Here is a 25,610-nt window from a genome sequence, read left to right as displayed (position 1 = left end):
CGGGGATCGCACATTCAGGTGACTCCAACAGCCTATATCCATTAACCGAAATCAACCAACAGGGTTGTTATGCAAATTTCGCATAATGTGATAGGCTGCCCATAATTTCCGCATACGGTCAAAGAGCATGCAATGGACACGAACTGGCTGACTGATTTCCTGGTTTTGAGCAAAACCGGCAGTTTTTCGCAGGCCGCTGAAGAGCGCCACATAACCCAATCCGCCTTCTCGCGCCGCATCAAGGCATTGGAAAACTGGCTTGGAACGGACCTGTTTGATCGCACCTCCTATCCGGTCAAACTGACGGCGGACGGTGCGGCCTTTCACAACACGGCTCAGAATATCCTGCGCGAGTTGCAACTGAACCGGGTTGAGTTTCAACGCCGTAACGCAAGTGCTGCCCCGGATATCCGCATTGCGGCAGCGACCACGCTGGCCTTGAGTTTTGTTCCTGAATGGCTTCAGCAGATCAAGGTGGCCTGCGGCGACTTCTCCGTTTCCATCGACACCTATGATTTCGGTGAAATGATCGAAATGCTGGCGGATTGGAAAATGGATTTGGTGGTCTTGTTTCACCATCCACAGGTGCCGACCGTGCTCGACCCCCGTGAGTTCGAATTCATCACCCTCGGGAAAGATATTATGCATCTTTGTACTGCCCTGAACGAAAAGGGTGAGCCAGCCTATGACATCAACAATCCGCCCCGTGATGGACTGGAGTATGTCGGCTACGGCCTGACGGGATATTTTTCGCGCATTGAGGACCTGATTTTCTCACGCATGACAGCGCAGGATCCGAAATTTGTCTGCGCTGCCCAGAGCGGCACCTGCGAGTTCATGAAGAAACTGGCCATCTATGAGCAGAAGATGCTCTGGCTTCCCGCCTGCAGTGCCTATGACAGCGTTCGCAGTGGCGAAATCGCCTTGGCGGACAATCGCAAATATGACACCGAGCTCGATATCTGGGTCTGCAAGAAACGCGAGGTAAAATCGCCTCTCGTGCAGTCCATTTGGTCCCACTTGCAATCTGATCCCTGCACCGGACATCTGGAGCGTTTCAAACTGGCCTGACGGGCAATGCGAGCTTGGACGTGATGTGTTTGCAACGGCAGGCCAGGAAAGTGGCGTGGGCAACGGGTTTTGGTTGTGGATAGGGTGAATAAGGGGTAACCCTTAGCTGCAATCCCGCCAGACCCTGCGCCACCCGATCCGAAGATGTGCGCTCAGACATTGACCCGTTGATGCTCGCAACCTGTTCCAAATTGCGTCTGCTGAGTGTGCTGTTGCTGCTCAGTCTGTCGATGCCCCTGCTGCTTTCCAGCACCATTCTGGTCGTCTCCAAGGCGCCCGCTGTCCATGGCGACAGCATCATGACCGGTGTCAAGAATTTGCGGGCCTTGGTCAACCAGGTGGCCGCGCCTGCCCCGTGCCGGAAATGTCCGAACGGGCAGGCTGACGGCCCCTTGCAATGCAACGGACCGATGCTGGCCATTCAGGTCGTCGTGTCGCATGTCACCGGCAGCGGTCTCAGACCCTTCCTTATCCCTTGGGACAAGACTGCCGCACGGCGTGACATAGCCCCGGACCCGCCACCTCCGCGCTTTGGGTGAGACCGAACGTCCGATCCATAAATCCGATGAAGAAGACCCATATTTTCGTGCCACTGTCGCGCTCGTTTCCAGCCGGAAGAGAGACGTGGCAAGGGGTATGAATCTCCCGTGATGACTGACAAAAAGTCATCTCTCTGTTCGCGCTGCGCCGATTTTCCAAGGCAACTGGACGCATCCGGCAGAGGTCGGCATGGACTGCAGCAAAGGTCCATGCTGCATAGATCAGGTAGAAACAATGACGAAAGACAATGAATTTCCAACGCCCAGCCGCCCGCTCCCAACGGGTTTGAGCCGTCGGCAGATGCTCCGCGCCACAGGTCTCATGTTGGCGAGCGCCACCCTTGCTGCCTGTGGGCCGCGCAAAGGCGCTGATGGGTTGAACCCGGCCACCCCTAGCCCCTATGCGACCATGTATGGCCCGTTGCCCAAGGAACGGTTTCCCCTTGATGCCATCAACCTTGGCAAGATCGACAAGCGTTTTCTGCGCCGAGAGGTGGCCTATCGCACCTCGGAGAAGGTCGGCACGCTGATCGTCGACACGCAGAATTACTATCTCTATCTGGTGCTCGAGAATGGTCGCGCCATGCGCTATGGCGTCGGACTGGGGCGGGCCGGGTTCGAATGGTCAGGACGTGCCATTGTTGCCCGCAAGGGGATCTGGCCCACCTGGACACCACCGGCAGAGATGATCAAACGTCAGCCTGAGCTGGAAAAATGGAGCTGGAAAAATGGCGGCATGCCTCCGGGGCCGGCCAATCCGCTCGGCGCGCGCGCCCTCTATATCTATCAGGATGGACGCGACACTCTCTATCGCCTGCATGGCACGGCTGAGGTCTGGTCGATTGGCAAGGCGGTGTCGTCCGGCTGCGTGCGGCTGCTCAATCACGACATCATCGATCTGCACAAGCGTGTGCCAAATCAGTCATCGATCGTGGTGATCTGACGCAGGAAACTCGTTGAGAATGAACCGTTACAATTGACTGGTCGGCACAGTGCTGCTGACCAGTTTGGCAATCTCGTCGAGTTTTTCGCTCTTGGTCAAGTCGGCGAAGGTTTCCAGAGAGTCGATCAGTTTGCGTCGCTCTTCTTCATTCAGGGCGAAATAGCGGCTGGAAAATTGCTCGCCAAGCGGCGAGGGGCTGTCAGCCAGAAGTGCCTCGCCCTGTTCGGTCAGACGAGAGACAACGACGCGGCGATTATTCTCCAGTCGTTGCCGCTCGATCAATCCCTTGGCGGTCAGCTTATCAAGGATGCCGAGCACCGTCGGCGGAGACAGATCCACCGCCTTGGCGATGGCGCTACCCGAAGGCGCGCCAAGATCCCGTACACAGTGCAAGACAATCAGTTGTGGCAGCGTCAGGCCACTTTCCTTGTTCAGGTAGCGCGAATGGATATCCAGCGCCCGCGCGATTTTGCGGATGGACATCAAGATCAGTCTGATTTCTTCGTTCGGCGTCATGCATCAATTCCTCTGTCTTGAGGGATTAATGCCCGGAATCGGATCCGTCAAACAGAAATCGGCCAAAGAGGTGCTATGTCGCCGATAAAGAGCCTTATGCGGTCAGTTCTTCTCGCGCAGGCCGTAGCTCTCGAATTTTTTCAGCACCACATCGATTTCCGCATCCGGCAGACAAGGAGGCGTATCGGTGATCTGCAGAACTTCAAGATACATCCGTGCAAGGGTTTCCACTTCCACTGCCAGCCACATGGCCTGAGCCAGCGTCGCCCCCGTGGCGATCATGCCGTGATGGCGCATCAGAATGGCTTTGCGCTGGGCAATTCCCTCGCGCACCAATGTCGCCAGTTCAGGGGTGCCATAGGTGGCATAATCGATCACCGGAATGTCATAGCCGCCCCCGGCTGCCACCATATAGTGAATGGCCGGGATGGGGCGGTTGAGGATCCCCACGCAGGTCGAATGATGCGCGTGGTTATGCACCACGGCATTGGCGTCGGAGCGGGCTTCAAGACAGGCCAGATGGAAGCGCCATTCGCTGGACGGGACCTGATTGTTGCCATAGGACCCGTCGGCGCGCACATGGACGATATCGTCCGGCGTCATCTGGTTGTAGGCAATGCCCGACGGAGTGATCAGCATGCCATCCTCGACGCGAATACTAATATTGCCGGCTGTCCCCTGATTGAGACCACTGGCATTCATTTCAAGGCAGGCATCAATGATGCTCTGACGGATTTCTGTCGTGTCAGACATGGGAATGCTCCAAATTGGGGTTGACTGTTTGTGCCCGTTTTATCATGGGAACAGGGATTCGACAATAGCTGCAAGACTCTGTGTCATTTGGCCTCATATTCAAACAATTGGGCGCAAATGGTAAAAATGACAGCAATTGTCCCGAGTTAAACGCATGCGACATAGAGCATCGCTCTTGTGGTTGGCGGAAATTTGTGACAGATTGATGACCGAATATGACCGTTTTGGAGAAGGGTATGCTGCCAGGCCGTTTGAAAGACATCGTCAATCGGGTGGATCACCTCGGATCAATCAGTGTGGCCGATTTGTCTGCACAGTTTGGTGTTGCGGTGGAAACCATTCGCCGTGACTTGCGCTTGTTGGAAGAGCAGGGCTATTTGCGCCGCACCCATGGTGGGGCCTCCTCTCTGCTTGACAGTCATGATGTGCTGGCCTTTGGCTCCCGGCAATCCCTCAATTCCGACGCCAAGGAGGCGATGGCCCGTCACGCGCTGCCTTTCATCCATGAAGAGCAGACCCTGATGCTCGATCCCAGCTCCAGCTGTTGGTATCTCGCACGTATGCTGCCTGACATGCCCCTGACGGTGATCACCAATTCCCTGCGCATTGTGTTTGATCTCGTCCACAAACCCAATATTCGGGTGATTGGTGTCGGTGGCCGATATTATGAGAAATATGGCGCCTTTCTGGGGACGATTACCGTCGACCACATCCATGAATTTCAGGCCGATCTGTGCTTTCATTCCTGCGCCGGTTTCATGGACGAGAGCGGCGCGTGGGATAGCAATGCTCTGAATGCCGGGGTCAAGCGGGCCATGCGGCGCAGCAGCCGTGACCATATATTGCTCTGCGACAAGAGCAAGGAAGGGCGCGGCGGTTTCATGCAGATCGCGAATGCAGAACGGATCCACTGCCGGATCAATGAAGACGGTGTCGTCGGTGCCATGCCACAAGGGTAATGGACACGTTGGCAGCATCGGGAGGATGTCACGGGAGGAGACTATGGGGGAAGAGGCTGTTCTGGTGCTGGATTGTGGCAGCACCAATGTGCGGGCCATTGCGGTGGGGCAAAGCGGCACGGTGCTGGCGCGGGCGGCGGAAAAGAATGTCACCATTGCCGATCCGCAGCATGAAAACTGGCATTACTGGCCGTTCGAGCAATTGTTCGACAAGTTGGTCACATGTGCCCGGCGGGTGGCCCAAGAGGTCGGGCCGGAGCGCATTCGGGCGGTCACAGTCACCACTTTTGGCGCAGATGGCACCTTTCTGGATGCCAAGGGAAGTTTGTTGCATCCGGTCATCAGTTGGAAATGCACCCGCACCCTTGAGGCACAGGAACATGTGTCAAACTACATTGATCCCGACCGCCTGATGACCCTGAGCGGGGTAGGGCGCTTCCCCTTCAACACCTTGAACAAATTTGTCTGGTTCCGCGAAAACCATCCCGATCTGCTCGCAAATGCCGAGCATTCCCTGTTCATGAGCTCGCTCTTCACCCATCGACTGACCGGACGATTGACCAACGATGCGACGATGGTCGGCACCGCTCAGATGACCGACCTGAAGGCGCAGGATTTCAGCGCCGAGATCCTTGATGCTGTCGGAGCACGACGCTCCCTGTTCCCCGAAACGGTCTTCCCTGGCGAGGTGATTGGTCCCCTGTTGCCAGAAATGGCGACCGCACTGGGAGTGGAGGCGGGGATACCGGTGGTTTCGGCCGGTCATGACACGCAATTCGCCATCTTTGGTGCCGGTGCCAGCGCTGATCAGCCGGTCCTGTCGTCCGGCACATGGGAAATCCTGATGGCCCGCTGTGCGACGATTGATCTGCCGTCCGCTGACATTTTTCAGGATGCCTTCACCTGCGAATGGGACGTCAAGCGCGGTCATTATACTCCGGGTTATCAATATGTGGCATCCGCCGTTGTCGAATGGGTGGCGCGGGTCATGTATCCCGATCTGTCCGGCAGCGAGAAATATGACATCATGATCCGCGATGCCATGGCCGCGCCAGAAGACTGTCTCGGCATGACCTTTCATCCTGACATGTTGATCGGCAAGGGGGAGATGTCCAACCTGTCCCTTGATGTGGATCGCGGCATTCTGTTCCGTGCGGCGCTCAATGGCCTTGTCAAACGCCTCCAGACCGGGCTTGCCCTGCTTGAGCAGGTGGGACGGTTCAAGGCGTCGAAGCTGACTCTGGTCGGTGGCGGCACCCGCAACCAGTTCTGGACGCAGCTCAAGGCCAACGCACTCGGCATCCCGATCTATGTGCTTGATGAGCCCGAAACCACGGTGCTTGGCGCTTCGATGTTCGCCATGCAGGGGGCGGGATTGCATGCCAGTGCGGAAGCGGCCCGAGAGGCTTATGCGTTGCAGGCCCATGTGACGATGCCGCAATAGATCTGCATCCTTCAGCGGCTGTGCGGTCCTTACTCGTCCAGACGATGCGGGGCCGCATCCATGGCTCTGTAAAGTTGCGGCTTGACCTCGATCAGAGTGCCCGGCACGGAGCCCTCGTCCAGCAGCTGAAAGGCCTGATCAATCAGTTCTTTGTGCCGCTGACGGATCATGTGAACCGGAAAGCGCAACAGGCTGCCAAAAGGTTCATAGTCAAAACAGCCAAGGGAGCAGGCACGGATTTCCTCTTCGGGGATCGTGATCAGGAAGCGCAGGATGCCTTCAAAAACGGTCAGGGAGTTGATGAACAAAGCGCTCGGCAAGCCGCCCAGCCGCTCATAGAGCCGCTTGATTTCCAGCTCGGCATTGTCCAGCTCATAGCCACAGGCATTGATCTGATCCTTCCGACAGTCCCCAAGGCGCTCGCTGACGATCCTGCAAAAACCTTCGATGCGCAGCGCCGTTGCTGGCAGATTGGCGTCGCCACCGATGAAATAGGGACGGTCCCGCTCCAACGCGCCGAGCGGAACCCGGCTACGAAGAATTTCGCGGGTCAGGGCACGGGCACCGGCCGCATGGTCCGTCACCACCGATGGCGCGAGCTTGCAGGGCTGGTCAATGAAAACGTGGCTGATATGGGCCTGCTGGCAATAATGGCTGATATCTTCGGGATTGGATGCGCCGACGACAAACAACGCGTCAATATTGTAGGAGGCGAGATTTTCAACTGTCGAGAGTTCTTCCTCGCGATCGCGGTCTGTGGAAACGATCACCGGGCATAGGCCATTTTGACGCACACGCAGGGAGAAGGACTCAGCCAGACTGGAGAAGAAGCGATTGTAGTCGGGCATCAGCAAGGCCACCAGACCGGAACGGGCCGTGCGCAGGCCGCGGGCCTGCAGATTGGCCGAGTAGCCAAATTCGCGTGCAATCGCAATGATCCGTTCGGCCGTTTCCTGCCGGATTCTGCGGTTTTTCCAGGTGCCGTTGAGGGCTGCGCTGACTGTGGAAGGCGACGCTTCAGCCTTCTCGGCAATGTCATAAATCGTGCTTTTGGGCGTGCGTTTCATGGAGAGCGGATCGTCTTTCTAATTGAGCTGGTGATGAACATATTGACAGGTTAATCCATATTTGCATTAATGTGAAATATCGATTGTGCAAAATGGGAAAAGTTCCGCATTGAGCTGCTGAATAAGCTCTGCTCGTTCGCGGTTTAGGAGTTTGCACAATCGATTGTTCAGGTTCATCTGGCATTCAGATTGAATCGATACTTGGGAGGTAGACCATGAAGAACAAACTGTTGGGCTGCATTGCCGGCCTTGCTCTGGCTGTCGGTCTTGCAACAAGTGCAAGTGCCGCAGAACCAACCATGGGTGTTGTTGTCAAGATTGGCGGCATTCCGTGGTTCAATGCCATGGAGAATGGCATCACCAAGCGTGCAGCCGAAATCGGCGTCAACGCAGAAATGATCGGTCCGGTTTCTGCCGACCCTGCTTTGCAGGTACAGGCCATCGAAGATCTGATCGCCAAGGGTGTTGACGTGATTGGCGTCGTACCAAACGACGAAGCCGCCCTGGAACCGGTGCTCAAGAAAGCGCGCGACGCTGGGATCATTGTCATTTCCCATGAAGGACCCGGTCTGACGAATGTGGACTGGAACTTTGAGCTGGCATCCGCCGCTGGCTTTGGCGAAGCCCATGCCAAGCTGTTGGCCGAGAAAGCCGATGGTCCGGGGAAATATGCTGTTTATGTTGGCTCCCTGACTGTGCCTCTGCACAATGCCTGGGCCGATGCCGCCATCGCATGGATGTCGAAAAACCATCCAGAGCTTGAACTGGTAGGCGAACGGTATGGCGTTGCAGAGAATGTTGACGACAGCCGCTCCACCGCACTCGATCTGATCGCAGCCAATCCCGACCTCAAAGGCTTCCTCGCTTTTGGCAGTCAGGGACCGATCGGCGCAGGGCGCGCTGTTGAAGAACGTCGCAAAACCGGAAAAATCCATGTGCTTGGTCCATTCTCTCCGGGGCAGGGCCGCAAGATGGTGCACAAAGGCACACTTTTGGGCGGTTACATGTGGAATCCGGCGCAAGCTGGCGAAGTCTTCGTAACCCTTGGCAAAATGCTGGTCGAGGGCAAAGAAGTGAAATCCGGCATGGACATCCCGGGTCTTGGCGTTGTCGAGCCAATGGTTGAAGAGCGTGACATCATCACCGACAACCTGCTCGAAGTGAACAAGAGCACCGTGGACGGTCTGGCCGATATGGGCCTCTGAGACTATCCTCCCAGCAGAGCGGGCGCGCGAGGCAGCAATCAAGACAACAGCTATCTCGCGCGCCCATTTTCTCACAAGGTCAAGACACAATGACGAATGGCAATCGCGAGCAATTCGCGCTGCGTCTGAAGGGCATCTCCAAGGCATTTGGTGGCTTGCAAGCACTCGACAATGTGGATTTCGAAGTTCTGGCCGGCGAGGTCCATTGTCTCGCCGGAGAAAATGGCTGCGGCAAATCTACACTTATCAAGGTCATCACCGGTGTCTATCAGCCCGAACAGGCAGACCAAATGGAGTTGTTCGGCGAACAGCTCAACTCCATTTCACCCACTCAGGCCCGCGCCAAAGGCGTGTCGGTCATCTGGCAGGATCTGGCGCTCTTCCCGCATATGAGCGTTCAGGAAAATATCGCCTTTGACGATCTGGTTGGCTTGCGACCGCGTGGCGTTCATCGTGCTCACATGCGGGCACGCGCAAAGGCAGTCCTTGAACGCCTCGGCGTAGCCCTCGACATGGATATGGCGCTGGAAGAATTACCCATCGCCCAGCGGCAGATCGTGGCCATCGCCCGCGCCCTGATGAATGACGCCAAACTGATCTTCATGGATGAGCCAACGGCCTCCCTGACCAAGTCGGAAACCGACGCCTTGCTGGCCATTGTCCGCAAGCTGTCGTCCGATGGGGTTGCCGTGGTCTTTGTCAGCCATAGGCTGGCCGAAGTGATCGACATTGCATCGCGGGTGACTGTGCTCAGGGATGGCAAACTGGTCGGTGTCTATTCCACCGACACTATGACACAGGCCAAGCTTGGTGAGTTGATGACCGGGCAGACGATCGAGCATTCTGTTGATGCCCGCACTCTGACCGATGCCGAGCCGGTGCTTGAAGTGTCCCATCTCAGCCGCATCGGTGAATTCGAGGATGTCTCGTTGACCATTCGGGCCGGTGAAGTAGTCGGTCTCACTGGTCTGATCGGTGCGGGGCGCACCGAGCTGGCCCATGTGCTGATGGGCATGACCCGATCCGATTCCGGTTCGATGGCCCTTGATGGCCAGACCTATCAACCCTCCTCCATCCGCGACGCAATTCGCATGGGCATGGCCTATGTCTCCGAGGATCGTCTGACACTGGGCTTGTTGCAAAAGCAATCCATCGCCGACAATACGGTGATCTCGGTGCTGCAAAAGTTGTTGATGAAAGTGCCGCTCATTTCCATGACCAAGAAGGAACAGCTGGTCAGCAGCTGGATCAAGGATCTCGGGGTCAAGATCGGCCATCAGGACGACCCGATTTCGTCCCTGTCCGGCGGCAACCAGCAGAAAGTGGTTCTTGCCAAGTGGCTGGCAACCGATCCGCGCTTGCTCATTCTCGATAGTCCCACGGTCGGCGTTGATGTCGGCGCTCGCGCAGGAATTTTCCGCATCGTGCGCAGGCTTGCCGAGAATGGCCTTGCCATTCTGCTCATCTCCGATGAGGTCACCGAGGTTATGTTCCATTCGGACCGGATTCTGCACATGGCCGATGGCCGCATCGTCGACGCGTATAATCCGCACGACATCACGGTGCCACAGCTGGAGGAGCGGATCTATGCATAGCTTCCTGCGTGACAACAAGATCGAAGTCCGCATGGCCGTGGTGCTTCTCGCCATCTGCCTTGCCCTGTCCCTTCTGACAGACAGCTTCTTCACTCTGGTCAATCTGACCTCACTTCTCAACAACAATGCGATTAACCTGATCTGGGCGGTCGGCCTGCTTGTGGTGCTGATAGCAGGCGGCATCGACATTTCCTTCGCCGTGGCTTCCTCGGTGGTGCAATATGTTGGCGTCCAGATCCTTTTCTCCCTTGATGGTGGCAATTGGGTCCTCGGGCTCACCATTTGTGCCATCATTGGCATCGGCCTTGGCCTGATCAACATGATCCTGATCCACACATTCCGGGTCGTCACCATTGTCATCACCATCGCCACCTACAATGCCTTTTTCGGTCTGTTGATGTTCTTCACCCGTGGTCGCAGCATCTATGACCTGCCCGATTGGCTAACCGATCGCATCTTCATCTTCGAGCATGAACTTGCCGATGGGTCATGGGCCGAGCTCAATCTCTCGGTCGGGGTGATGATCGTTTGTGTCATTGCCACATGGATCCTCATCCGCCGCACCAATCTTGGTCGCCAGCTCTATGCCTTTGGTGACAATCCCGAAGGGGCGCGACGGGCCGGGGTCAATGTGGCCGCCATGCAGGCGCTGGCCTTTGGCTGGATGGGCATGATGGCGGGCATTGCTGGTCTCATGCAGGTCAATATCGTGCAGGAAGTGGTCCCCAATGCCCTGTTTGGCCGTGAGCTTGATGTCTTGGCCGCGGTTGTTCTGGGCGGTGCCCGCCTTGGCGGCGGCAAAGGCTCGATCCTTGGCTGTGTCATTGGCGTGATGTTTGTTGCCGTCACCCAGAATGGTCTCAACCTGCTCGGCGTTTCGCCTTTCGCGTTCCAGATGATCATCGGTGCTGCCATTCTTGTGGCGATTTCAACGTCGAACCTCAATTTCTCCGATCTCTTCAAATTCAGAAGGGAGGCTGCAAAATGAGCAAGCAACCTTCAAAACGAACGTCGGTCTTCGGCTCGGACACCTCCGGCCTGCTGGTGCTACTGGTTGTCATCGCAGGGGCCTTCAGTCTGGCCGCTCCGCAATTTCTGACCGTCCCCAGCCTGTCCTCGATGGGCTATCAGCTGCCTTTGCTTGGCTTTTTGACGCTTGCCATGCTCGGGCCAGTCCTGTCCGGCGGCCTCAATCTGGCGATCATTTACACCGCCAACATTTCCGGCCTGACACTGGCTTGGGTCTTGCTGCAATTTGGTGGCCCGGACCCTGGTATCGAGGCGTTCATCATTGGCGTCATCGCAGCCATTGCAGTGGGCATGCTGGCCGGTGCCGCCATCGGAGCCATCGTCGCCTATGTCGGAGCGCACCCGATTCTGGTGTCGCTGGCCATGATGGTGTTCCTCAGAGGCTTGGGAGAGTTCCTGACTCGCGGCGGCGACATTTCCGGCTTCCCCGACTATATGCGGGTGATTGGTCATGGCAGCGTGATGGGCATTCCAGTGCCGTTCATCCTGTTCCTGCTGGTAGCGGTGGGCTGGCATATCCTGCTCAAGCGCACCCGTCACGGCTTCTCGGTCTATATGACCGGCTCCAACATCCAGGCCGCCGAATATGCGGGTCTTCATACCAAGCGGACCCTGGTGCTGATCTATGCTTTCTCGGGTCTGCTCTGCGCCATCGCTGGCATTCTGATGGCGGCGCGCTTCAACTCGGTGCGCGTTGGCCACGGCGAAGCCTTGTTGCTGATCACGGTTCTGGCCTGCTTCCTTGGCGGTGTTGATCCGTTCGGTGGGCATGGTCGGGTGGTGCCGGTGGTCATCTCGCTCTTCATTCTGCAAATCCTGTCCTCGGGCCTCAATCTGGTTGGTGCCAACCAGCATCTCGCCACCGCCGTGTGGGGGTTGTTCCTGATTGCGGTGATGATGCTCAGGTCTCATCACATCAAGATTTTAATCAGCTATTTAAGAAAGGAATGACCATGGAAGGCTTTGGCGTTCATACAAGCATGTGGACCATGAACTGGGACCGCGAAGGTGCCGAGCGTGCGGTGGCCGGTGCCAAGCAATATGGTGTCGATTTCATCGAAATTCCCATGCTCAGACCCCACGATGTAGATACAGACCATACCCGCAACCTGATCGAGAAGAACGCGCTGCGCGCCGTTTGTTCCCTCGGTCTGCCAGAAGAATGCTGGGCATCCGTCGCACCGGACAAGGCAATCGACTATCTCAAGCTGGCTGTTGACAAGACCAAGGCCCTCGGTGGAGAGGCCCTCAGCGGTGTCATCTATGGCGGCATTGGCCAACGCACCGGTGTGCCGCCCGTGCAGGCGGAATATGACAATATCGCCCGCGTGATGACTGAAATCGCCGCCTACGCCAAGAAGCTGGACCTGCAGCTTGGTATCGAGCCGGTCAACCGCTATGAGAATCATCTGATCAACACCGGTTGGCAGGCCCGCGACATGATCGAGCGGATCGGCGCGGACAATATCTTCATTCATCTCGATACCTATCACATGAATATCGAGGAGAAGGGGGCAGGCAACGGCATTCTCGACGCCCGCGATTATATCAAATATATTCATCTGAGCGAAAGCGACCGGGGGACCCCGGGCGAGGGAACCTGCGACTGGGATGAAATCTTTGCTACCTTGCGCGCCATCAACTTCAAGGGCGGGCTGGCAATGGAAAGCTTCATCAACATGCCGCCGGAAGTCGCCTATGGTTTGTCGGTCTGGCGGCCTGTTGCCAACAACCACGACGAGGTCATGTCCAAGGGCCTGTCTTTCCTGCGCAACAAGTCCGAGCAATATCATCTGATTTGATGGGATATCGATGAAACTGGATCAATTTGAAGCGCTGCTGTCCCGTGTCGACGCCTTGATGGATGGTCGACAGGGGCGGAAATTTGTTGCCATTGCCGGCGCTCCCGGCTCTGGCAAGAGCACCGCTGCCGATGCTTTGTATGAAGCGTTGGCAGCGCTGCATCCGGGCAAGGTGGCCGTCCTGCCAATGGACGGCTTCCATTATGATGACGCGGTTCTGCACGAAATGGGCAGGCGGCCATGGAAAGGCGCGCCGGATACCTTCGATGTCGGCGGTCTTCGCTCGGTGCTTCAACGCTTGAAAGATCCCTCCGAGACCCGCGTTGCGGTCCCGGTCTTTGACCGGCAATTGGAAATCTCCCGTGGCAGCGCCCGGATTATCGCGTCTGATGTGGAGCTCATTCTGGTGGAGGGCAATTATCTGCTGCTCAAGGATGAGCCATGGCGGCAACTGCATCCCTATTTCGACATGACGATCTTGATCGATGTGCCGGAAGAAGAGCTGCGTCGCCGGTTGCGCCGCCGCTGGGTGCGGTATGGCCTCAATGAGGAAGAAATCCTGCACAAGCTGGATGGCAATGACCTACCCAATGGCCGTGCCGTGATTGAGCGCAGCATAGAGGCGGACATTGCCTACCGCTCGAACCGCTGACACCGTTATCCATTGCAAACACCAACAAAGACCCGGCTTCGCAATGAAGCCGGGTCTTTGTTATTGGCCTTGTCACAGGCCGCGACGTTCCGCCTACTGGAAGGGTTTGACATCGATCCAGAGCACGGCGTCCTGCGACAGCGCTTTACCCTCATGCTCGGTCACCGGACCGGCGCCCAGACAGGCAAAGCCCCAGGTGCCAGCGCGCGGCAAGCCGAAGGTAAACAGGCCGCTGGGATCGGTAACCGCAACCATCGCACTGTCAGGGACCGGGCCTGAGGCGTCCTTGGAAAAGGCGTTCTTCTCCACATCAATGGCCGGATTGATATATTCGATCTCGCATTCAACGCCCGCCGCCGGCTTGCCTCCGGACAGCAATTGACCGGTGAAGGTGCCGCCAACAAAATTCTGATAGGGTTTGTTGAGCGGAACGATTTCGGTTGGCAGGCCAAGCGGCTCATTCCAATCGGTTGGCATCGCCTTGTTGACGTAGCTTTTGGTGATCTGCTGGATATAGATGTCTTCGCTGCCTTCATAATAGGGGGCAGGGGTCAGGGCAAAGATATAGTCTCCATTGCGCTTGACTTTGTAGCTCGTCTCGAAGGCGTGCGCTTCGTTGTGGGCGCCCGTCCACATGATCGGCTTGAGGGTGGGAAGAAGATCTTTCTTCTTGCCCTTGAAATAGACATCAAAGGCGACTGGCTTGCCCATATCCATCGCATGGCCATTTTCCATCGGATGGCCAAACATCAGTTTGAGCGGAATCTCCTGCGCCTTGTCCAGCATCACGTGCGGTGTATAGAGCAACTGAAAATGGGCGTTCGCCTGAGATGTCATGGCAATGGCAGCAATGGCCACGCCGGAAAGGAGGGATTTCATGCATTCATTCCTTGTTTGCGCCTCCATCAGACCGCGAAAAGCCAAAGGCTTCCCGTTCGCCGAACAGCAGTCTGTCGGCGTTGATCTGATTTCGGAGTGTGAAACGGGTTGGAGAAGGGAAGCGACGCGTTGGCGTGGCTGGTGGACAAATGTCAGTCAACCGGGCCATCACATCGATGGATCGTGGCTGCCTTGGCAGCTACTCGACGATTTCGCTGCCGTCAATTGTCACTTCATGGCCGGGGCCTGCGTCAAAGATGACATGATAGTCCCCATCGGGCTTGTTGAACTCGAACTCGCTGTCTTCATTCATTTTGCCTTCAAGGATCAGCTTGTCGTCGCCATCATAGACAAGCAGCCCGACGCCGGATGCCGAGGAGCCGTCGGAGAAGCCGCCTTCGCACAGGACGGTGCCGTCGCCATTGTCGTAGCAGGCGCAAACGGGGGTATGGGCGAGGGCAGGACCACCAAGTGTCATCAAGCCAAACATCGAAAGGGCGATCAGTTGTTTCATTTGCGTTTTATCCCGAATAGTAGAAATACTTATAGTAAAAGTATCCAAGGGAACGAAAGTTACTTTTAAGAATCATTCCAAAAGACATCTTCTACTTTCAGAGAGGTGTAAATTTGAACCTTCTCCTCAACTTTTACTTTATTCTCGGTTCCGTTTGTTGTAAATAGTAATCATTCGCATTCTCATACTGATCGTCCCGACCTCTCCTATCGGATGGCCATATGAGATAGCCTCTAGTGACCCGGTGCTTTCATGACCAAGATCCCAATGCAGGAAGAGCTGACTAAGCCTCTGACTTTAAACGATACCTTGCCCGGAACTCGGGTGCGTATCCGCAAGCATAATGCGGTCGGAGCGGTGCGGCAGCGGCTTCTGGATTTGGGCTTGATGCCCAACAGCTGTGTTGAGGTGGTCAGAGCGGCTCCCTTGAATGATCCCATAGAGCTGAGGTTGGACGCGACAGACATCACCTTGCGCCGCCGGGAAGCCGGGACAATAGAGGTGATCAGGGAGCTATCATGACCAAGCAAATCAAGGTCGCCCTGGCAGGCCAGCAGAATGCGGGAAAATCAACCCTGTTCAATGTCTTGACCGGTGCCAGACAGCATGTCGCCAATTATCCGGGGGTGACGGTCGACAAGAAGTATGGCTGCTACAATTTCGAAGGCCTCTCAGTCACAGCTGTGGACCTGCCGGGCACCTACAGTTTGACCTCCTTTTCGCTCGAAGAACGGGTCGCCAGAGACTTTCTGATCCGGGAGCGACCAGATGTCGCAGTCAATGTTGTGGATGCCTCCAATTTGCGCCGGTCGCTGCATTTGACGTTCCAGTTGCTGGAAATGGGGCTGAAAGCGGTGCTGGCCCTCAACATGATGGACATGGCCAAAAGGCGAGGCATTTCTGTCGATCTGGCAGGGCTCTCCAGGACACTGGGACTGGCGGTGGTGGAAACCATCGGGTCAAAAGCTGTGGGGCGGGATGCCCTGCGCGAAGCCATCTCCCACACGGCCCAAAGTGGACCACAGCCCGACTGCGCCATCGATTATGGGGCACTTGAAGCCCGGATCGAGCAGCTTGAAGAGTCTGTAGCCAGTTGTGCCACCAGTTGGAATTTGCCTGCACGCTGGCTGGCCATCAAACTCCTTGAACAGGACAGTCAGGCCCAGACTCTGTTGGCTGAAACGATTGGCACGGCCGAGGCTGCTCCGATCCTTGAAGCGGCCAGAAGCATGGCGGCGTCTTTTGAAGTGGCTGAAGGTCTCTCGGCATCCGATCATGTCATAGCGATGCGCGATCAACAGGTACAAAGGCTGCTCGATGCCCATGTGGAGGGCGGCCAGAATGCCGGGGAATCCGTTTCCAACAAGATCGACCGGGTGGTCCTCAATCGCTGGGCGGCACCGGTCTTTCTGGTCTTCACCGTTTTCATGATCTATCAGATTTCCATTGTCTGGGGATATGAGCTGACCAATCATACATGGCCATTCCTTGCCAGCTTGCGCGAAATCATGGCGGGCCTGTTGCCCGATGCGGGTTTTCTGGAAGACCCCTACAGCCGCTCCATGGGGTTGTGGCTGGTGGATTCGGCCAACACCCTACTCAATTATGTACCGATCTTCATCATCCTGTTTGCGCTGATCGCGATTCTGGAAGATTCCGGCTATATGGCCCGGATTGCCTTCATTCTGGACAAGATCCTCCATCGGTTCGGCCTGCATGGCCAGAGCACGCTGCCGCTGATCCTTGGTGGTGTATTTGCCGGGGGCTGCGCGGTGCCGGGCATCATGTCGACCAAGGGCATCCCGGACAACCGTGCCCGCATGGCGACAATCTTTGCCGTGCCCTTCATGAATTGTTTGGCCAAAGTGCCGCTTTATACCCTGCTGCTCGGCATCTTCTTCGTCGAAGACAAGTCGCTGATGATGTTCTACATCTCGACCATGACCATCATTTTTGCGCTGCTGGTTTCGAAACTGCTCACCGTTACCGTGCTCAGAGGGCAGGAAACCTCCCCCTTCGTGATGGAGTTGCCCGCCTACCATATGCCAACACTCACCGCAGTATTGCGCCGCTCTTTCGAGCGCACATGGATCTATCTCAAGAAGGTTGGCACCATCGTCGTTGCCGTTGCCGTGGTCGTCTTCACCCTGCTGCAATTTCCCGGCCTGTCGGATGAGCGCATGGATGACTTCAAGGCCCAAGGGATGGCTGCCATCGAGGCGTTTCAGGCCAAGATGAGCGGCAATGCCTATGAAGAATTTGCCGGCAACGCCCACATTGTTGGATTGGTCAATTATTACACCGACTTCAAGCGGGCCAAGCTGAATGCCTCCGGCGCTGAGGCCTCAAAGGCCGTGAATGACACCTTTCAGGCCCGCAACCCGGATTACTTCGCGTTGGTCAAAGCACCGAAAGGCGACAAGCAGGCCAAGGCAGCCGGGAAGGCTCTGAAAAAACTGGTCAAGACCCGCAAGTCGATCCGCCGGGTCATGAAAGAGGCACGGATTACCAACTCCGTTCTCGGCATGGTCGGTCGGTCGATGGAACCTGTGACGCAATTTGCCGGCTTCGACTGGAAGATCAATGTGGCTTTGTTGTCTTCTTTTGCCGCTCGCGAAAGCTCGGTTGCCACCCTGGGGGTGCTGTTCCAGCAGGATGAAGATCAGAATGCCACGCTGGAACAACGCATGGGAGCCGAGACCGAAGCTGCCGGAGCCACTGCCCTGCTGGCCGTTTCGATGATCCTGTTTTTTGCGCTTTATCCGCCTTGTCTGGCGACCACCGTCATGGTCAAGGTCCAGACCGGATCCTACAAATGGATGCTGTTTGCCATTCTGTTTCCCACCATGCTGGGGCTGACGGTTTCAAGTCTTGTCTTCACCATTGGTCACATGACCGGGGTGACCGGTATTCAGATGATGACCATGGTTTATCTGTCGGCACTGGCCTTACTGATCCTTGTGGGACTTGTCAGTGGGCGCAATGAAGCGCGACGCGGGAGGATGGGACAATGATGATGATGGCACATGCGGCTGAGAGCACCACCTCCACCTTGCTTGAGAGCAGCAGAGGCAGCCTCTGGGATCTGTTGCCCGTCGCTCTGATTGTGGCCGTGGCGCTCTTCTATCTCTATCGCAAACTCTGGGCCAAACGCGGAGCCTGTTCCGATTGCACCTCTGGCGGTCCGACCTGCTCGGCCTGCGTGCCCGGTGAGATCGAGTTCGACACCAAAACGCCCCTTAAAAGACCCGTTGGCAAAACCGACGCATAATCGCTGAGCCGGGCAACAGAAAGGTCTCAGTTGAGGCCCGCCACGTTGCCATGGGATAGCCGCTTTAATAAGGAAATCAATGCCAGCGGGATCAGGGTGGTGATGACAACCGCCGAGAAGGCCATTGCCATCCCAAGCCCCATCGACCCCTGATCAAATTGTTGCCAGATGAAAACGGCGATGGTCTGAAAACCGACCGGAGCCACCAGCAGAGACGCAACCAGTTCGCGCGAGGCCACTGCAAAGACGAGGATCATCGCGGTGATCATGCTGGGCAGGATCAGCGGCAGGATGATCCGCCAGAAGGCTCGCAAAGGCCCCGAGCCGGAGACCCGCGCTGCGGCTTCCAGATTGTCACCCAACTGATGCAATGAGGCAGTCGCATAGCGCACCGGCTGCGGCAACAGGATACAGATATAGGCCAGCAACAGAATGAACGGCGTGTTGTAAGGGGTGATTGGCAGCCATGGTTGATTCCATGCCAGAATGATGCCAACGGCCACCACGACGCCGGGCAGGGCATTGGGTGTGATCGACAACCCATCGAGAACAATGCGCAAGCGCCCACGCCCCTTGACCACCGAATAGGCGGTGATTGCCCCCAGAAGCCCCGCAAAAAGCGCCGTGACTGCGCCCAGCGCCAGCGAATTGCCAAGGGCCACCAGCCCATCACTGCCGACACCGAGCAACTGCTGGAAATTGTCAAGTCCGAGATTCGACAAGGCGAGCCCACCGGAAATGGTGCGCGACAGGGCCGTTGCCAAAATGGCAAGGATTGGCAAGCCGGTGGCGAGAAAGGCGACAAAGGCGAACCACAAGGTCACCGGCCAGCGCCAGACACCCAGATCACGCTTGTCATTGGCCTGTGGCTTGCCACCAACGATGCGATAGTCCCGCCGGGTCAAAAGCCAGCGTTGCACCATAAAGGCAGCCAGCGCCAGCAGCACAAGAACCAGAGACAGGGTTGCCGCTCCGGGCAGATCGATTGGCCATTCGGATATCCGGTTTTCAATGCCCGTCACCAGCACTTCAAAGCCGATCCGGCGACCAAGGGCGGCAGGGGTGCCATATTCCTCGATCGACATGGCAAAGACCAGCAGCAAACTTGCCGCAAGCCCCGGCATCGCCAGTGGGAAGGTGATGCGCCAGAAGGACCGCCACTGGCCCGCCCCGAACACCCGCCCCACATCGCTATAGCGTGCGCCAATGGTCTCGAAAGTCCGCGACAGCACGAAATAGACGACTGAGAAGGTATTCAGTCCCATGATGATCATGATGCCGGGCACCGAGAAGAGCAGAGGGGCCAGATTGATGCCTGTCAGTTGTTCCAGATACCCCCGCGGCTGCAAGGTCATGATCCAGCCAAGGGCAGCAATATAGGGGGGAATCATGAAGGGGATCAGCAGGATCGCGTCCCAGATCAGCGCGCCGGGAATGCGATAAAGCGCCCGCAAGGCTGCCAGTGGCACTGCCAGCAGGGCCGCGCAAAAGAGGGTGCCAACCCCCAAAAACAATGTATTGCGACCAAGCCCGATCAACTCGGGATCCGCGAGCGTCTTGAGAAAGAGCGAGAAAGGAGCGGCAAAAGAGCCGCTCCCGATGTTGGGAAAAATCGCCTGAATGACGATGAAGAGGACGGGGATGGCAACAATCACCATTAGACCGATGGTGGCGATCCATCTTAGCAGTGCACTGCCTTCGGCCCCTGTTGTCATTGCCCCCCGTGCCATCAGTTGAAGATGCCCTTGAAGCCAGCCAGAACGTCTTCACGGGATGGCGCACCATCCTTGGACAGAAGCTTCAAGTCACCGATCAGCGGGCGATCAACCTTGATGTCGGTGCGTGATGGCATCAGATAGACCTTGGCCACTTCGTTCTGACCTTCCGCAGACAGAACATAGTCGATGAATTTTTTGGCTTCTTCCTGCTGTTTGGAGGATTTGAGGATCATCATCGGCCGTGGAGCGACCACGGTGCCGGAGGTCGGGAAGATGGCTTCCACGCTCTCGCCTTTGGCCGCAGCTCCCATGGTGATGTAATCAACACCAGCGAAGACAGCCGCTTTTGCGCCCTGCAGAACCGGGTTCAGAGCTGCTTTGTTGGCACCGGCAACAATCGCGCCATTGGCTTTGAGGCCCTCGAGCACATCGGTCATGCCGTTGGCGGTGAAGGCTTCAACCAGCGTATAGGTGCCACCGGACGCTGCCGGATCCGGCAAGGTGACAAGATCCTTGTATTCTGGCTTGGCCAGATCGGACCAGTCGGCCGGTTTCGGAGTGCCGGACTTCGAGTTCCAACCAATGATGATACCGGCAACACCCTGCGCGACAGCGCCTTTGGTTTTCAGAAAGTCAGGCACGGTTTCAGCATTCGGGCTGGCATAAGGCAGCAACAGACCCTTGGCTTCAAAGTCGGTGGCGGTGCCCCAGCTGGCAGAAACAACCACGTCAGCCACCGGATTGGCGCTTTCGGCTTCCAGACGGGCCATCACCTTGCCGGTTGTTGCCTGAAACAGGTTGGCCTTGATACCGGTCTTGGCGGTGAAACCCTTGATCAGGTTTTTGGCCAGAGAACCGGGGCCTGCGGAATAAACGGTGATGTCCGCATGAGCGGCAGTGGTTGCCATCAGGCCGGCGGTCAGGGCGAGGATCAGGTTACGCATGTCAGTCTCCAATCTGTAAGTTAAGGCGCGGCCGGGAACCAGCGCAGGTCGTTCGGGGAATAGGTCAGGTCCAGCATGGCGCCGGGATTTGCTTTGGTCGGGCTGAGCAAGCGGATCAGGTGATCCGTGCCACAGATCTTCAAGGTGAGTGCGCTGCCCGTGGTCCGGGTCTGGCTGCGCACCACTTCGGCTTTCAGGCTTTGCGCGCCCGAACCGTCCAGCCGCAGGGCTTGTTCGGGCAGCAACACTTGGGCCCGCTCGCCGGTCATTGCTGCAAACCCGTTGGCGGGCAGGGTGATGTTCGATGGGTCGAGAACCCAGCCATCGACAGTCCGCCGGGCGGGCAACAGGCTACCGAGCCTCAAGAAATCAGCCACTCCGGCGGTCGCGGGCGCATGGATCAGCACATCAGGCGATGCCAGTTGTTCGATCCGTCCGTCCTGCATCACTGCGACCTTGTTTGACAGGGTCAGCGCTTCGGAATGATCATGCGTGACATAGACCGCACTGAGATTGAGATCGGCCACCAGATCACCCAGCTCATCAATCATCGTCTCGCGCAGTTCACGGTCGAGGTTTGACAAAGGCTCATCAAACAGCACCAACGGCGGTTCGGCGACAATCGCCCGGGCAATCGCCACCCTTTGTTGCTGACCGCCAGACAGATCCGACGGGCGGCGTTCGGCCATGGCGCCAAGACCAACCCGGTCAAGGGCAGCCATCACGCGTCGCTTGCAGTCGGCGGCTGGCACCTTTTGCATTTCGAGCGGAAAGGCCACATTGCGAGCGACCGAGAGATGCGGCCAGAGGGCATAATCCTGAAACACCATGCCAAGACCACGCTTTTCTGGTGGATGGGCAATGCCCCCGTTGCGGTCGGCAACAATCCGTCCGGCAATGTCGATCTGTCCGGCATCGGGCATCAGCAAACCGGCAATCAGCCGCAGCAAGGTTGTCTTGCCACAGCCGGACGGTCCCAACAGTCCCAGCACCTGCCCCGGTGCCAGATCGACATCTATGTCGAACAGCACCTGGCTTTCGCCATAGCTCATGGAAAGCGCCCGAATGCAAAGGGCCAAGGGAGAGGCGGAGGATAGGGACATGCAAAAATGGCTTGATCAAAGTTGGATTGGAAAAGAGTCAGTGCGTTCTAAAATGTGTAAATGACAATTGTGTATCCGTTTTGTGACAGGGAAATGAAGCTGTCGGCCACGGCTTGAAACCGTCAGACCGTCTGATCCGATGACAAGCCGGTTGGCTTTCAGTACCAAATCCGGTTACAAGGCTTGATCTGGCAAATACACTTCAGGCGTGGGGGAGCCACATGACAATGAGATCGTTTCTGGCAGACCAGGCCACCAATCTGGCTGAAGAGATGGGTGGGCGCGCACGCCTGTCGCTGCCCGTTGCGCCGGACCACATTTTTGCCATCGGCGATGTTCATGGCTGTCTCGATGTCCAGCAAAAAATGGAAGCGCGTATCCTTGAAATCGGTGCCGATTTGAAAGGGGCCAAGTTGATCCTTTATCTCGGGGATCTGGTGGATCGTGGGATGGACAGCAAGGGCGTGCTTGACCACTGCCTGTCAGAATTGCCCGATGGCATCGAGCGGCTCAGCCTGTGCGGCAACCATGATCAGGCTTTTCTCGATTTCATCAATCAGCCCGACGTAGATGCCCACTGGCTCGACTGGGGCGGTCGTGAAACGCTGATGTCCTATGGCATTGATGTCGAAAAGCTGGTTGCGAAGGGAGGATCCAAGGCTGACTTGAAGGCTGAATTGGAAGCGCGCATTCCGCCAGAACATATCGCCTACCTTGAAGCCTTGCCGTTGTCGCTGACCATTCCCGAAGCCCATTTCGTTCATGCCGGTTTGCGCATTGGCGTACCAATAGAAGCGCAAGATGAAACGGATATGCTCTGGATCCGGGACGCGTTTCTCGTTAAGGAGCAGGCCTCCGACCGGTTGGTCATTCATGGCCACAGCCCCGCGCCGATGCCGCGGATGGGCAAGGGTCGCATAGGCATCGACACCAAGGCGGTGGGCGGTGGTCCATTGACCTGCTTGCATTGGCATCAGGGCAAGCATCGGTTCATGACCGTGGTCACCGATCACTGCGCCCTGAGATAGGCCGCAAGATCAAACGTGAAAGGGCACGGATCAAGGCATCCGGGTCAATTTCCGGATCACTTCTTCCATGAAAATGAAAAACAGGGTGCGGTTCTTCTCATAGGGTTTGAGGCCGCGCGACTGGACCTCCCGCGTTAGGCAGAAGATCTTGTCATATTGCCGGATCAGGTTGGGAGTATACTCCTCGACGATCAGCGCAACGCTGCCTCCCTTTTCTTCGCTGTCCTTGTAGATATCGGCAAAGCTCTTGAAGCTGCCGGTGACAGTCAGGATCAGAAGCAGGCTGTTGTCATCGATCATCGTGCGGGCCGACCATTCGTCCGGCACCGCAATGGTTGCCTTGTTGCTGCAGGTCTTGAGGCGATATTCAAAATATTGGGCGCAGACATAGGACGGGCCATAGCCTAGCAACACCAGTTTGTCCTTCTCGGCAATCAGCTTGGCAACGTCGCGCACCTTCTGGCTGTCAAAGGTCTGAATGAAGCTTTCCAGCCGATCAAGTTCGGAGGAATGATCGGCGCGCAATTGGGTGCGGCCATAGAGAAAATCCAGATACTGCTTATAGTTCGTGAAGCCGAGCTTCTTGGTGAATTTCGAGATTTTTGACACCGAACAATTGCACAAAGCGGCGGCGTCGGTGATGCGGATCGTATCGACATACTTGCTCTGATCGGTCAGAGCCGCATGGATTTTCTTCTCGAGAGGATTGAGAATGCCAAAGTCGATATTGATCATACGCGCCATCCTGTCTGTATTGTCCGGCTATCGTAGCAAGTCTCGACGAGAAAGGACAGGCAAAATGGAAAATTTTCCGTGATTGTTTCGGAAAATTTTCCATAAAAGCGCCAAATAGTGCATAATAATAGAAAATATCCCAATATATTTTGAATAATTTTCCATTGAGTCCTACCCTCCAGCCAGAGCAAAGGAAACTTTTCAGTTTGCTTGAGTGACATGGCCGCTTCTCCACAGGCCAGACCTTGAGCGAGCAGGAACTGACCTCCATCCGCGCTGCAAATTTCCCGCACGGATGGTTCTAACAGGAGAATTACATTGGACGCCGCCACGCTTCTGGACCAACTTGCAACCATCATACCCGCCGAACAGATCAACACCGATCCGGATGCCTTGTATGACGCGTCTGCGGACCGCTACAAGAAATACGCCAAGGCGCGCAAGGTTCTCGACGTTCCGGCCCCCATTGCCATCGTCTATCCGGGCGATACCGAGGAAGTCGCAAAAATCCTGTCATTCTGCAACGCCAACAATATCAATGTCATTCCACGCGCCGGCATGACCGCAACCGAAGGCGGGCTGGAAAACTGGAAAGACGTCACCCTCGTGGTCGACACGTTGAAGCTCGACAAGATCATCAAGCTTGACCCTTATAACAGCCAGGCCACCGTGCAGGCCGGTGTGCCTCTGCAGCAGCTGGAAGACGAGCTGCGCAAGATTGGCTTCACCACCGGTCATTCGCCCCAATCCAAACCAGTGGCCAAATATGGCGGTCTGGTCGCCACCCGCTCGATCGGTCAGTTCTCGACCCTTTATGGCGGCATCGAGGATATGGTGGTCGGTCTGGAAGCGGTTTTTCCTGATGGCACCATTTCGCGCATCAAGAATGTCTCCCGGCGCGCTGGTGGCCCGGACATTCGTCATATCGTCATCGGCAATGAAGGCGCGCTCTGCTACATCACCGAAGTCACCATCAAGATTTTCAAATATTATCCGGACAACAACAAATTCTACGGTTATCTGGTCAAGGATGTGGAGACCGGTATCAAGATCCTGCGTGAAGTGATGGTCAACGGCTTCCGGCCCTCCGTCGCCCGCGTCTATTCCGAGGAGGATGCCGCCCAGCATTTCTATCACTTCCACGATAACAAATGCGTCCTGCTCTTCATGGCAGAAGGCCCCAAAGGCATTGTCGAGGCAACCGGCACAGGCATCGAAGCCGCCGTCGAGACCTTCAAGGATGGTATCATCAAGCAGGTGGACAGCGCGTTGATTGCCAACTGGTTCAATCGTCTCAACTGGTCGCAGCAGGATATTGACGACGAGTTTGAAGAGATGCGCAAAAGCGACAGTCATGCCGGTTACACCACCGAGATCTCGGCGGATTGGGAAACTATTCCCATCATCTACGACCGGGTCATCGCTCGCATCCGCGACGAATTCGAACGGGCCGCAGATCTCACCATGTTGGGCGGGCATTCCTCCCACTCCTACATCAACGGCACCAACATGTATTTCGTCTACAATTATGACATCCATTGTGCGCCGGAAGATGAGTTGCTTGCCTATCACCATCCGATCCAGAAGATCATCGTGGAAGAGACCATCAAGCATGGCGGCTCCATGTGCCACCATCACGGCATCGGCAAGTATCGCTCCGAGTGGACCAGAGATGAACATGGCTCGGCCTATTACATGCTCGAAAAGCTCAAACAGGCCTTTGATCCAAACGGCATCATGAACCACGGGACCATTTTCCCGCAGGATGAAGTCAACAAATACATCTATCAGGACGAAAACTAAGTCACATCAAAGGGTGGGCGTTCGGGGCGATATCCCGCAC

Annotated in this window: 25 protein-coding genes; 16 read left to right on the top strand and 9 right to left on the bottom strand. The window is 56.5% G+C overall.

Features of this window, described 5'->3' with window-relative positions; genetic code table 11:
* Positions 1 to 132: 132 nt before the first annotated feature.
* The 3 genes from DSD30_RS01200 to DSD30_RS01190 all read left to right on the top strand — a co-directional run bounded on the left by DSD30_RS01200 (position 133) and on the right by DSD30_RS01190 (position 2,553).
* A complete protein-coding gene (locus DSD30_RS01200; RefSeq protein ID WP_114007779.1) occupies positions 133 to 1,071 on the top strand; it encodes a LysR family transcriptional regulator in 939 nt (312 codons plus the stop codon).
* Between the two features lie 170 nt (positions 1,072 to 1,241).
* Complete coding sequence (locus tag DSD30_RS01195) at positions 1,242 to 1,610, top strand: hypothetical protein (protein WP_114007778.1); 369 nt, start codon at positions 1,242 to 1,244, stop codon at positions 1,608 to 1,610.
* Between the two features lie 235 nt (positions 1,611 to 1,845).
* Positions 1,846 to 2,553 (top strand): L,D-transpeptidase, encoded by a 708-nt coding sequence (locus DSD30_RS01190; protein WP_245418324.1) that lies wholly within the window; start codon positions 1,846 to 1,848, stop codon positions 2,551 to 2,553.
* Between the two features lie 27 nt (positions 2,554 to 2,580).
* Here DSD30_RS01190 and DSD30_RS01185 read toward each other — a convergent pair whose 3' ends face one another.
* Positions 2,581 to 3,069 (bottom strand): MarR family winged helix-turn-helix transcriptional regulator, encoded by a 489-nt coding sequence (locus DSD30_RS01185; RefSeq protein ID WP_114007777.1) that lies wholly within the window; start codon positions 3,067 to 3,069, stop codon positions 2,581 to 2,583.
* 102 nt (positions 3,070 to 3,171) lie between these two features.
* Entirely contained in the window at positions 3,172 to 3,822 is a 651-nt protein-coding gene (locus tag DSD30_RS01180; RefSeq protein WP_114007776.1) for an L-fuculose-phosphate aldolase, read from the bottom strand.
* 236 nt (positions 3,823 to 4,058) lie between these two features.
* Here DSD30_RS01180 and DSD30_RS01175 point away from each other — a divergent pair, with 236 nt between their 5' ends.
* Together DSD30_RS01175 and fucK are read left to right on the top strand one after the other, a co-directional pair.
* On the top strand, positions 4,059 to 4,781 hold the full coding sequence (locus tag DSD30_RS01175; RefSeq protein ID WP_198662766.1) for a DeoR/GlpR family DNA-binding transcription regulator: 723 nt from the start codon (positions 4,059 to 4,061) through the stop codon (positions 4,779 to 4,781).
* A 43-nt stretch (positions 4,782 to 4,824) separates the two neighbouring features.
* Entirely contained in the window at positions 4,825 to 6,225 is a 1,401-nt protein-coding gene (gene fucK, locus DSD30_RS01170; protein ID WP_157967505.1) for an L-fuculokinase, read from the top strand.
* Positions 6,226 to 6,254: 29 nt separating this feature from the next.
* On the opposite strand, the gene DSD30_RS01165 is transcribed toward fucK, so the two are convergent.
* Positions 6,255 to 7,292 carry a LacI family DNA-binding transcriptional regulator gene (locus DSD30_RS01165; RefSeq protein ID WP_114007773.1) on the bottom strand — a complete coding sequence of 346 codons (1,038 nt, stop codon included), beginning with the start codon at positions 7,290 to 7,292 and terminating at the stop codon, positions 6,255 to 6,257.
* A gap of 215 nt (positions 7,293 to 7,507) precedes the next feature.
* Between DSD30_RS01165 and DSD30_RS01160 the strand changes: the two genes are divergently transcribed.
* From DSD30_RS01160 to DSD30_RS01135, 6 genes are all read left to right on the top strand, one after another.
* Complete coding sequence (locus DSD30_RS01160) at positions 7,508 to 8,497, top strand: substrate-binding domain-containing protein (protein ID WP_114007772.1); 990 nt, start codon at positions 7,508 to 7,510, stop codon at positions 8,495 to 8,497.
* An 89-nt stretch (positions 8,498 to 8,586) separates the two neighbouring features.
* The gene (locus DSD30_RS01155; protein WP_114007771.1) at positions 8,587 to 10,092 is read left to right on the top strand and encodes a sugar ABC transporter ATP-binding protein; all 1,506 of its coding nucleotides are present in this window, start codon (positions 8,587 to 8,589) and stop codon (positions 10,090 to 10,092) included.
* A complete protein-coding gene (locus DSD30_RS01150; RefSeq protein WP_114007770.1) occupies positions 10,085 to 11,080 on the top strand; it encodes an ABC transporter permease in 996 nt (331 codons plus the stop codon). Before DSD30_RS01155 ends, DSD30_RS01150 begins: the two co-directional genes overlap by 8 nt.
* Entirely contained in the window at positions 11,077 to 12,072 is a 996-nt protein-coding gene (locus DSD30_RS01145) for an ABC transporter permease (protein WP_114007769.1), read from the top strand. The genes DSD30_RS01150 and DSD30_RS01145 overlap by 4 nt, the downstream gene beginning before the upstream one ends.
* Positions 12,073 to 12,074: 2 nt before the next feature.
* Positions 12,075 to 12,923 (top strand): sugar phosphate isomerase/epimerase family protein, encoded by an 849-nt coding sequence (locus tag DSD30_RS01140; protein WP_114007768.1) that lies wholly within the window; start codon positions 12,075 to 12,077, stop codon positions 12,921 to 12,923.
* Positions 12,924 to 12,933: 10 nt separating this feature from the next.
* Positions 12,934 to 13,575, top strand: a complete 642-nt coding sequence (locus DSD30_RS01135; protein WP_114007767.1) for a nucleoside/nucleotide kinase family protein — start codon at positions 12,934 to 12,936, stop codon at positions 13,573 to 13,575.
* Positions 13,576 to 13,668: 93 nt separating this feature from the next.
* Here the strand turns inward: DSD30_RS01135 and DSD30_RS01130 are convergent, their stop codons facing one another.
* Positions 13,669 to 14,454 carry a DUF4198 domain-containing protein gene (locus DSD30_RS01130; protein ID WP_114007766.1) on the bottom strand — a complete coding sequence of 262 codons (786 nt, stop codon included), beginning with the start codon at positions 14,452 to 14,454 and terminating at the stop codon, positions 13,669 to 13,671.
* Between the two features lie 199 nt (positions 14,455 to 14,653).
* The gene (locus tag DSD30_RS01125) at positions 14,654 to 14,968 is read right to left on the bottom strand and encodes a hypothetical protein (protein ID WP_114007765.1); all 315 of its coding nucleotides are present in this window, start codon (positions 14,966 to 14,968) and stop codon (positions 14,654 to 14,656) included.
* 252 nt (positions 14,969 to 15,220) lie between these two features.
* On the opposite strand from DSD30_RS01125, the gene DSD30_RS01120 reads away from it, so the two are divergent.
* The 3 genes from DSD30_RS01120 to DSD30_RS01110 are packed head-to-tail and all read left to right on the top strand — an operon-like array spanning position 15,221 to position 18,239.
* The gene (locus DSD30_RS01120; RefSeq protein WP_114007764.1) at positions 15,221 to 15,490 is read left to right on the top strand and encodes a FeoA family protein; all 270 of its coding nucleotides are present in this window, start codon (positions 15,221 to 15,223) and stop codon (positions 15,488 to 15,490) included.
* Positions 15,487 to 17,982: a ferrous iron transport protein B gene (feoB, locus tag DSD30_RS01115; protein ID WP_114007763.1), complete on the top strand. Its 2,496-nt coding sequence runs from the start codon at positions 15,487 to 15,489 to the stop codon at positions 17,980 to 17,982. The genes DSD30_RS01120 and feoB overlap by 4 nt, the downstream gene beginning before the upstream one ends.
* Positions 17,979 to 18,239 (top strand): hypothetical protein, encoded by a 261-nt coding sequence (locus tag DSD30_RS01110; protein ID WP_114007762.1) that lies wholly within the window; start codon positions 17,979 to 17,981, stop codon positions 18,237 to 18,239. The genes feoB and DSD30_RS01110 overlap by 4 nt, the downstream gene beginning before the upstream one ends.
* 26 nt (positions 18,240 to 18,265) lie before the next feature.
* On the opposite strand, the gene DSD30_RS01105 is transcribed toward DSD30_RS01110, so the two are convergent.
* From DSD30_RS01105 to DSD30_RS01095, 3 genes are read right to left on the bottom strand one after another with little or no spacing between them, the layout of a single operon-like run.
* Complete coding sequence (locus DSD30_RS01105) at positions 18,266 to 19,954, bottom strand: ABC transporter permease (protein ID WP_114008554.1); 1,689 nt, start codon at positions 19,952 to 19,954, stop codon at positions 18,266 to 18,268.
* Positions 19,955 to 19,968: 14 nt separating this feature from the next.
* Positions 19,969 to 20,901: an ABC transporter substrate-binding protein gene (locus DSD30_RS01100; RefSeq protein WP_114007761.1), complete on the bottom strand. Its 933-nt coding sequence runs from the start codon at positions 20,899 to 20,901 to the stop codon at positions 19,969 to 19,971.
* Positions 20,902 to 20,921: 20 nt separating this feature from the next.
* A complete protein-coding gene (locus DSD30_RS01095) occupies positions 20,922 to 22,004 on the bottom strand; it encodes an ABC transporter ATP-binding protein (protein ID WP_114007760.1) in 1,083 nt (360 codons plus the stop codon).
* Between the two features lie 221 nt (positions 22,005 to 22,225).
* Here DSD30_RS01095 and DSD30_RS01090 point away from each other — a divergent pair, with 221 nt between their 5' ends.
* Positions 22,226 to 23,032, top strand: a complete 807-nt coding sequence (locus DSD30_RS01090; protein WP_114007759.1) for a metallophosphoesterase — start codon at positions 22,226 to 22,228, stop codon at positions 23,030 to 23,032.
* A gap of 30 nt (positions 23,033 to 23,062) precedes the next feature.
* Here DSD30_RS01090 and DSD30_RS01085 read toward each other — a convergent pair whose 3' ends face one another.
* On the bottom strand, positions 23,063 to 23,767 hold the full coding sequence (locus DSD30_RS01085; protein ID WP_114007758.1) for a MurR/RpiR family transcriptional regulator: 705 nt from the start codon (positions 23,765 to 23,767) through the stop codon (positions 23,063 to 23,065).
* A 318-nt stretch (positions 23,768 to 24,085) separates the two neighbouring features.
* On the opposite strand from DSD30_RS01085, the gene DSD30_RS01080 reads away from it, so the two are divergent.
* Complete coding sequence (locus tag DSD30_RS01080) at positions 24,086 to 25,570, top strand: FAD-binding oxidoreductase (RefSeq protein WP_245418323.1); 1,485 nt, start codon at positions 24,086 to 24,088, stop codon at positions 25,568 to 25,570.
* Positions 25,571 to 25,610 lie beyond the last annotated feature (40 nt).

The sequence above is a fragment of the Cohaesibacter intestini genome (assembly GCF_003324485.1).
GTDB lineage: Bacteria > Pseudomonadota > Alphaproteobacteria > Rhizobiales > Cohaesibacteraceae > Cohaesibacter > Cohaesibacter intestini.
This window is presented reverse-complemented; position numbering and strand designations above follow the sequence as displayed.

Excerpts from the sequence above, each read along its gene's own strand:
- DSD30_RS01100 (WP_114007761.1), bottom strand. The coding sequence starts at position 20,901 with ATGCGTAACCTGATCCTCGCCCTGACCGCCGGCCTGATGGCAACCACT.
- DSD30_RS01175 (WP_198662766.1), top strand. The coding sequence starts at position 4,059 with ATGCTGCCAGGCCGTTTGAAAGACATCGTCAATCGGGTGGATCACCTC.
- DSD30_RS01125 (WP_114007765.1), bottom strand. The coding sequence starts at position 14,968 with ATGAAACAACTGATCGCCCTTTCGATGTTTGGCTTGATGACACTTGGT.
- DSD30_RS01195 (WP_114007778.1), top strand. The coding sequence starts at position 1,242 with ATGCTCGCAACCTGTTCCAAATTGCGTCTGCTGAGTGTGCTGTTGCTG.
- DSD30_RS01165 (WP_114007773.1), bottom strand. The coding sequence starts at position 7,292 with ATGAAACGCACGCCCAAAAGCACGATTTATGACATTGCCGAGAAGGCT.
- DSD30_RS01150 (WP_114007770.1), top strand. The coding sequence starts at position 10,085 with ATGCATAGCTTCCTGCGTGACAACAAGATCGAAGTCCGCATGGCCGTG.
- DSD30_RS01135 (WP_114007767.1), top strand. The coding sequence starts at position 12,934 with ATGAAACTGGATCAATTTGAAGCGCTGCTGTCCCGTGTCGACGCCTTG.
- DSD30_RS01130 (WP_114007766.1), bottom strand. The coding sequence starts at position 14,454 with ATGAAATCCCTCCTTTCCGGCGTGGCCATTGCTGCCATTGCCATGACA.
- DSD30_RS01185 (WP_114007777.1), bottom strand. The coding sequence starts at position 3,069 with ATGACGCCGAACGAAGAAATCAGACTGATCTTGATGTCCATCCGCAAA.
- DSD30_RS01140 (WP_114007768.1), top strand. The coding sequence starts at position 12,075 with ATGGAAGGCTTTGGCGTTCATACAAGCATGTGGACCATGAACTGGGAC.
- DSD30_RS01200 (WP_114007779.1), top strand. The coding sequence starts at position 133 with ATGGACACGAACTGGCTGACTGATTTCCTGGTTTTGAGCAAAACCGGC.
- DSD30_RS01145 (WP_114007769.1), top strand. The coding sequence starts at position 11,077 with ATGAGCAAGCAACCTTCAAAACGAACGTCGGTCTTCGGCTCGGACACC.
- DSD30_RS01090 (WP_114007759.1), top strand. The coding sequence starts at position 22,226 with ATGACAATGAGATCGTTTCTGGCAGACCAGGCCACCAATCTGGCTGAA.
- fucK (WP_157967505.1), top strand. The coding sequence starts at position 4,825 with ATGGGGGAAGAGGCTGTTCTGGTGCTGGATTGTGGCAGCACCAATGTG.
- DSD30_RS01085 (WP_114007758.1), bottom strand. The coding sequence starts at position 23,767 with ATGATCAATATCGACTTTGGCATTCTCAATCCTCTCGAGAAGAAAATC.
- DSD30_RS01095 (WP_114007760.1), bottom strand. The coding sequence starts at position 22,004 with ATGTCCCTATCCTCCGCCTCTCCCTTGGCCCTTTGCATTCGGGCGCTT.
- DSD30_RS01105 (WP_114008554.1), bottom strand. The coding sequence starts at position 19,954 with ATGACAACAGGGGCCGAAGGCAGTGCACTGCTAAGATGGATCGCCACC.
- DSD30_RS01190 (WP_245418324.1), top strand. The coding sequence starts at position 1,846 with ATGACGAAAGACAATGAATTTCCAACGCCCAGCCGCCCGCTCCCAACG.
- DSD30_RS01160 (WP_114007772.1), top strand. The coding sequence starts at position 7,508 with ATGAAGAACAAACTGTTGGGCTGCATTGCCGGCCTTGCTCTGGCTGTC.
- DSD30_RS01180 (WP_114007776.1), bottom strand. The coding sequence starts at position 3,822 with ATGTCTGACACGACAGAAATCCGTCAGAGCATCATTGATGCCTGCCTT.
- feoB (WP_114007763.1), top strand. The coding sequence starts at position 15,487 with ATGACCAAGCAAATCAAGGTCGCCCTGGCAGGCCAGCAGAATGCGGGA.
- DSD30_RS01120 (WP_114007764.1), top strand. The coding sequence starts at position 15,221 with ATGACCAAGATCCCAATGCAGGAAGAGCTGACTAAGCCTCTGACTTTA.
- DSD30_RS01155 (WP_114007771.1), top strand. The coding sequence starts at position 8,587 with ATGACGAATGGCAATCGCGAGCAATTCGCGCTGCGTCTGAAGGGCATC.
- DSD30_RS01110 (WP_114007762.1), top strand. The coding sequence starts at position 17,979 with ATGATGATGATGGCACATGCGGCTGAGAGCACCACCTCCACCTTGCTT.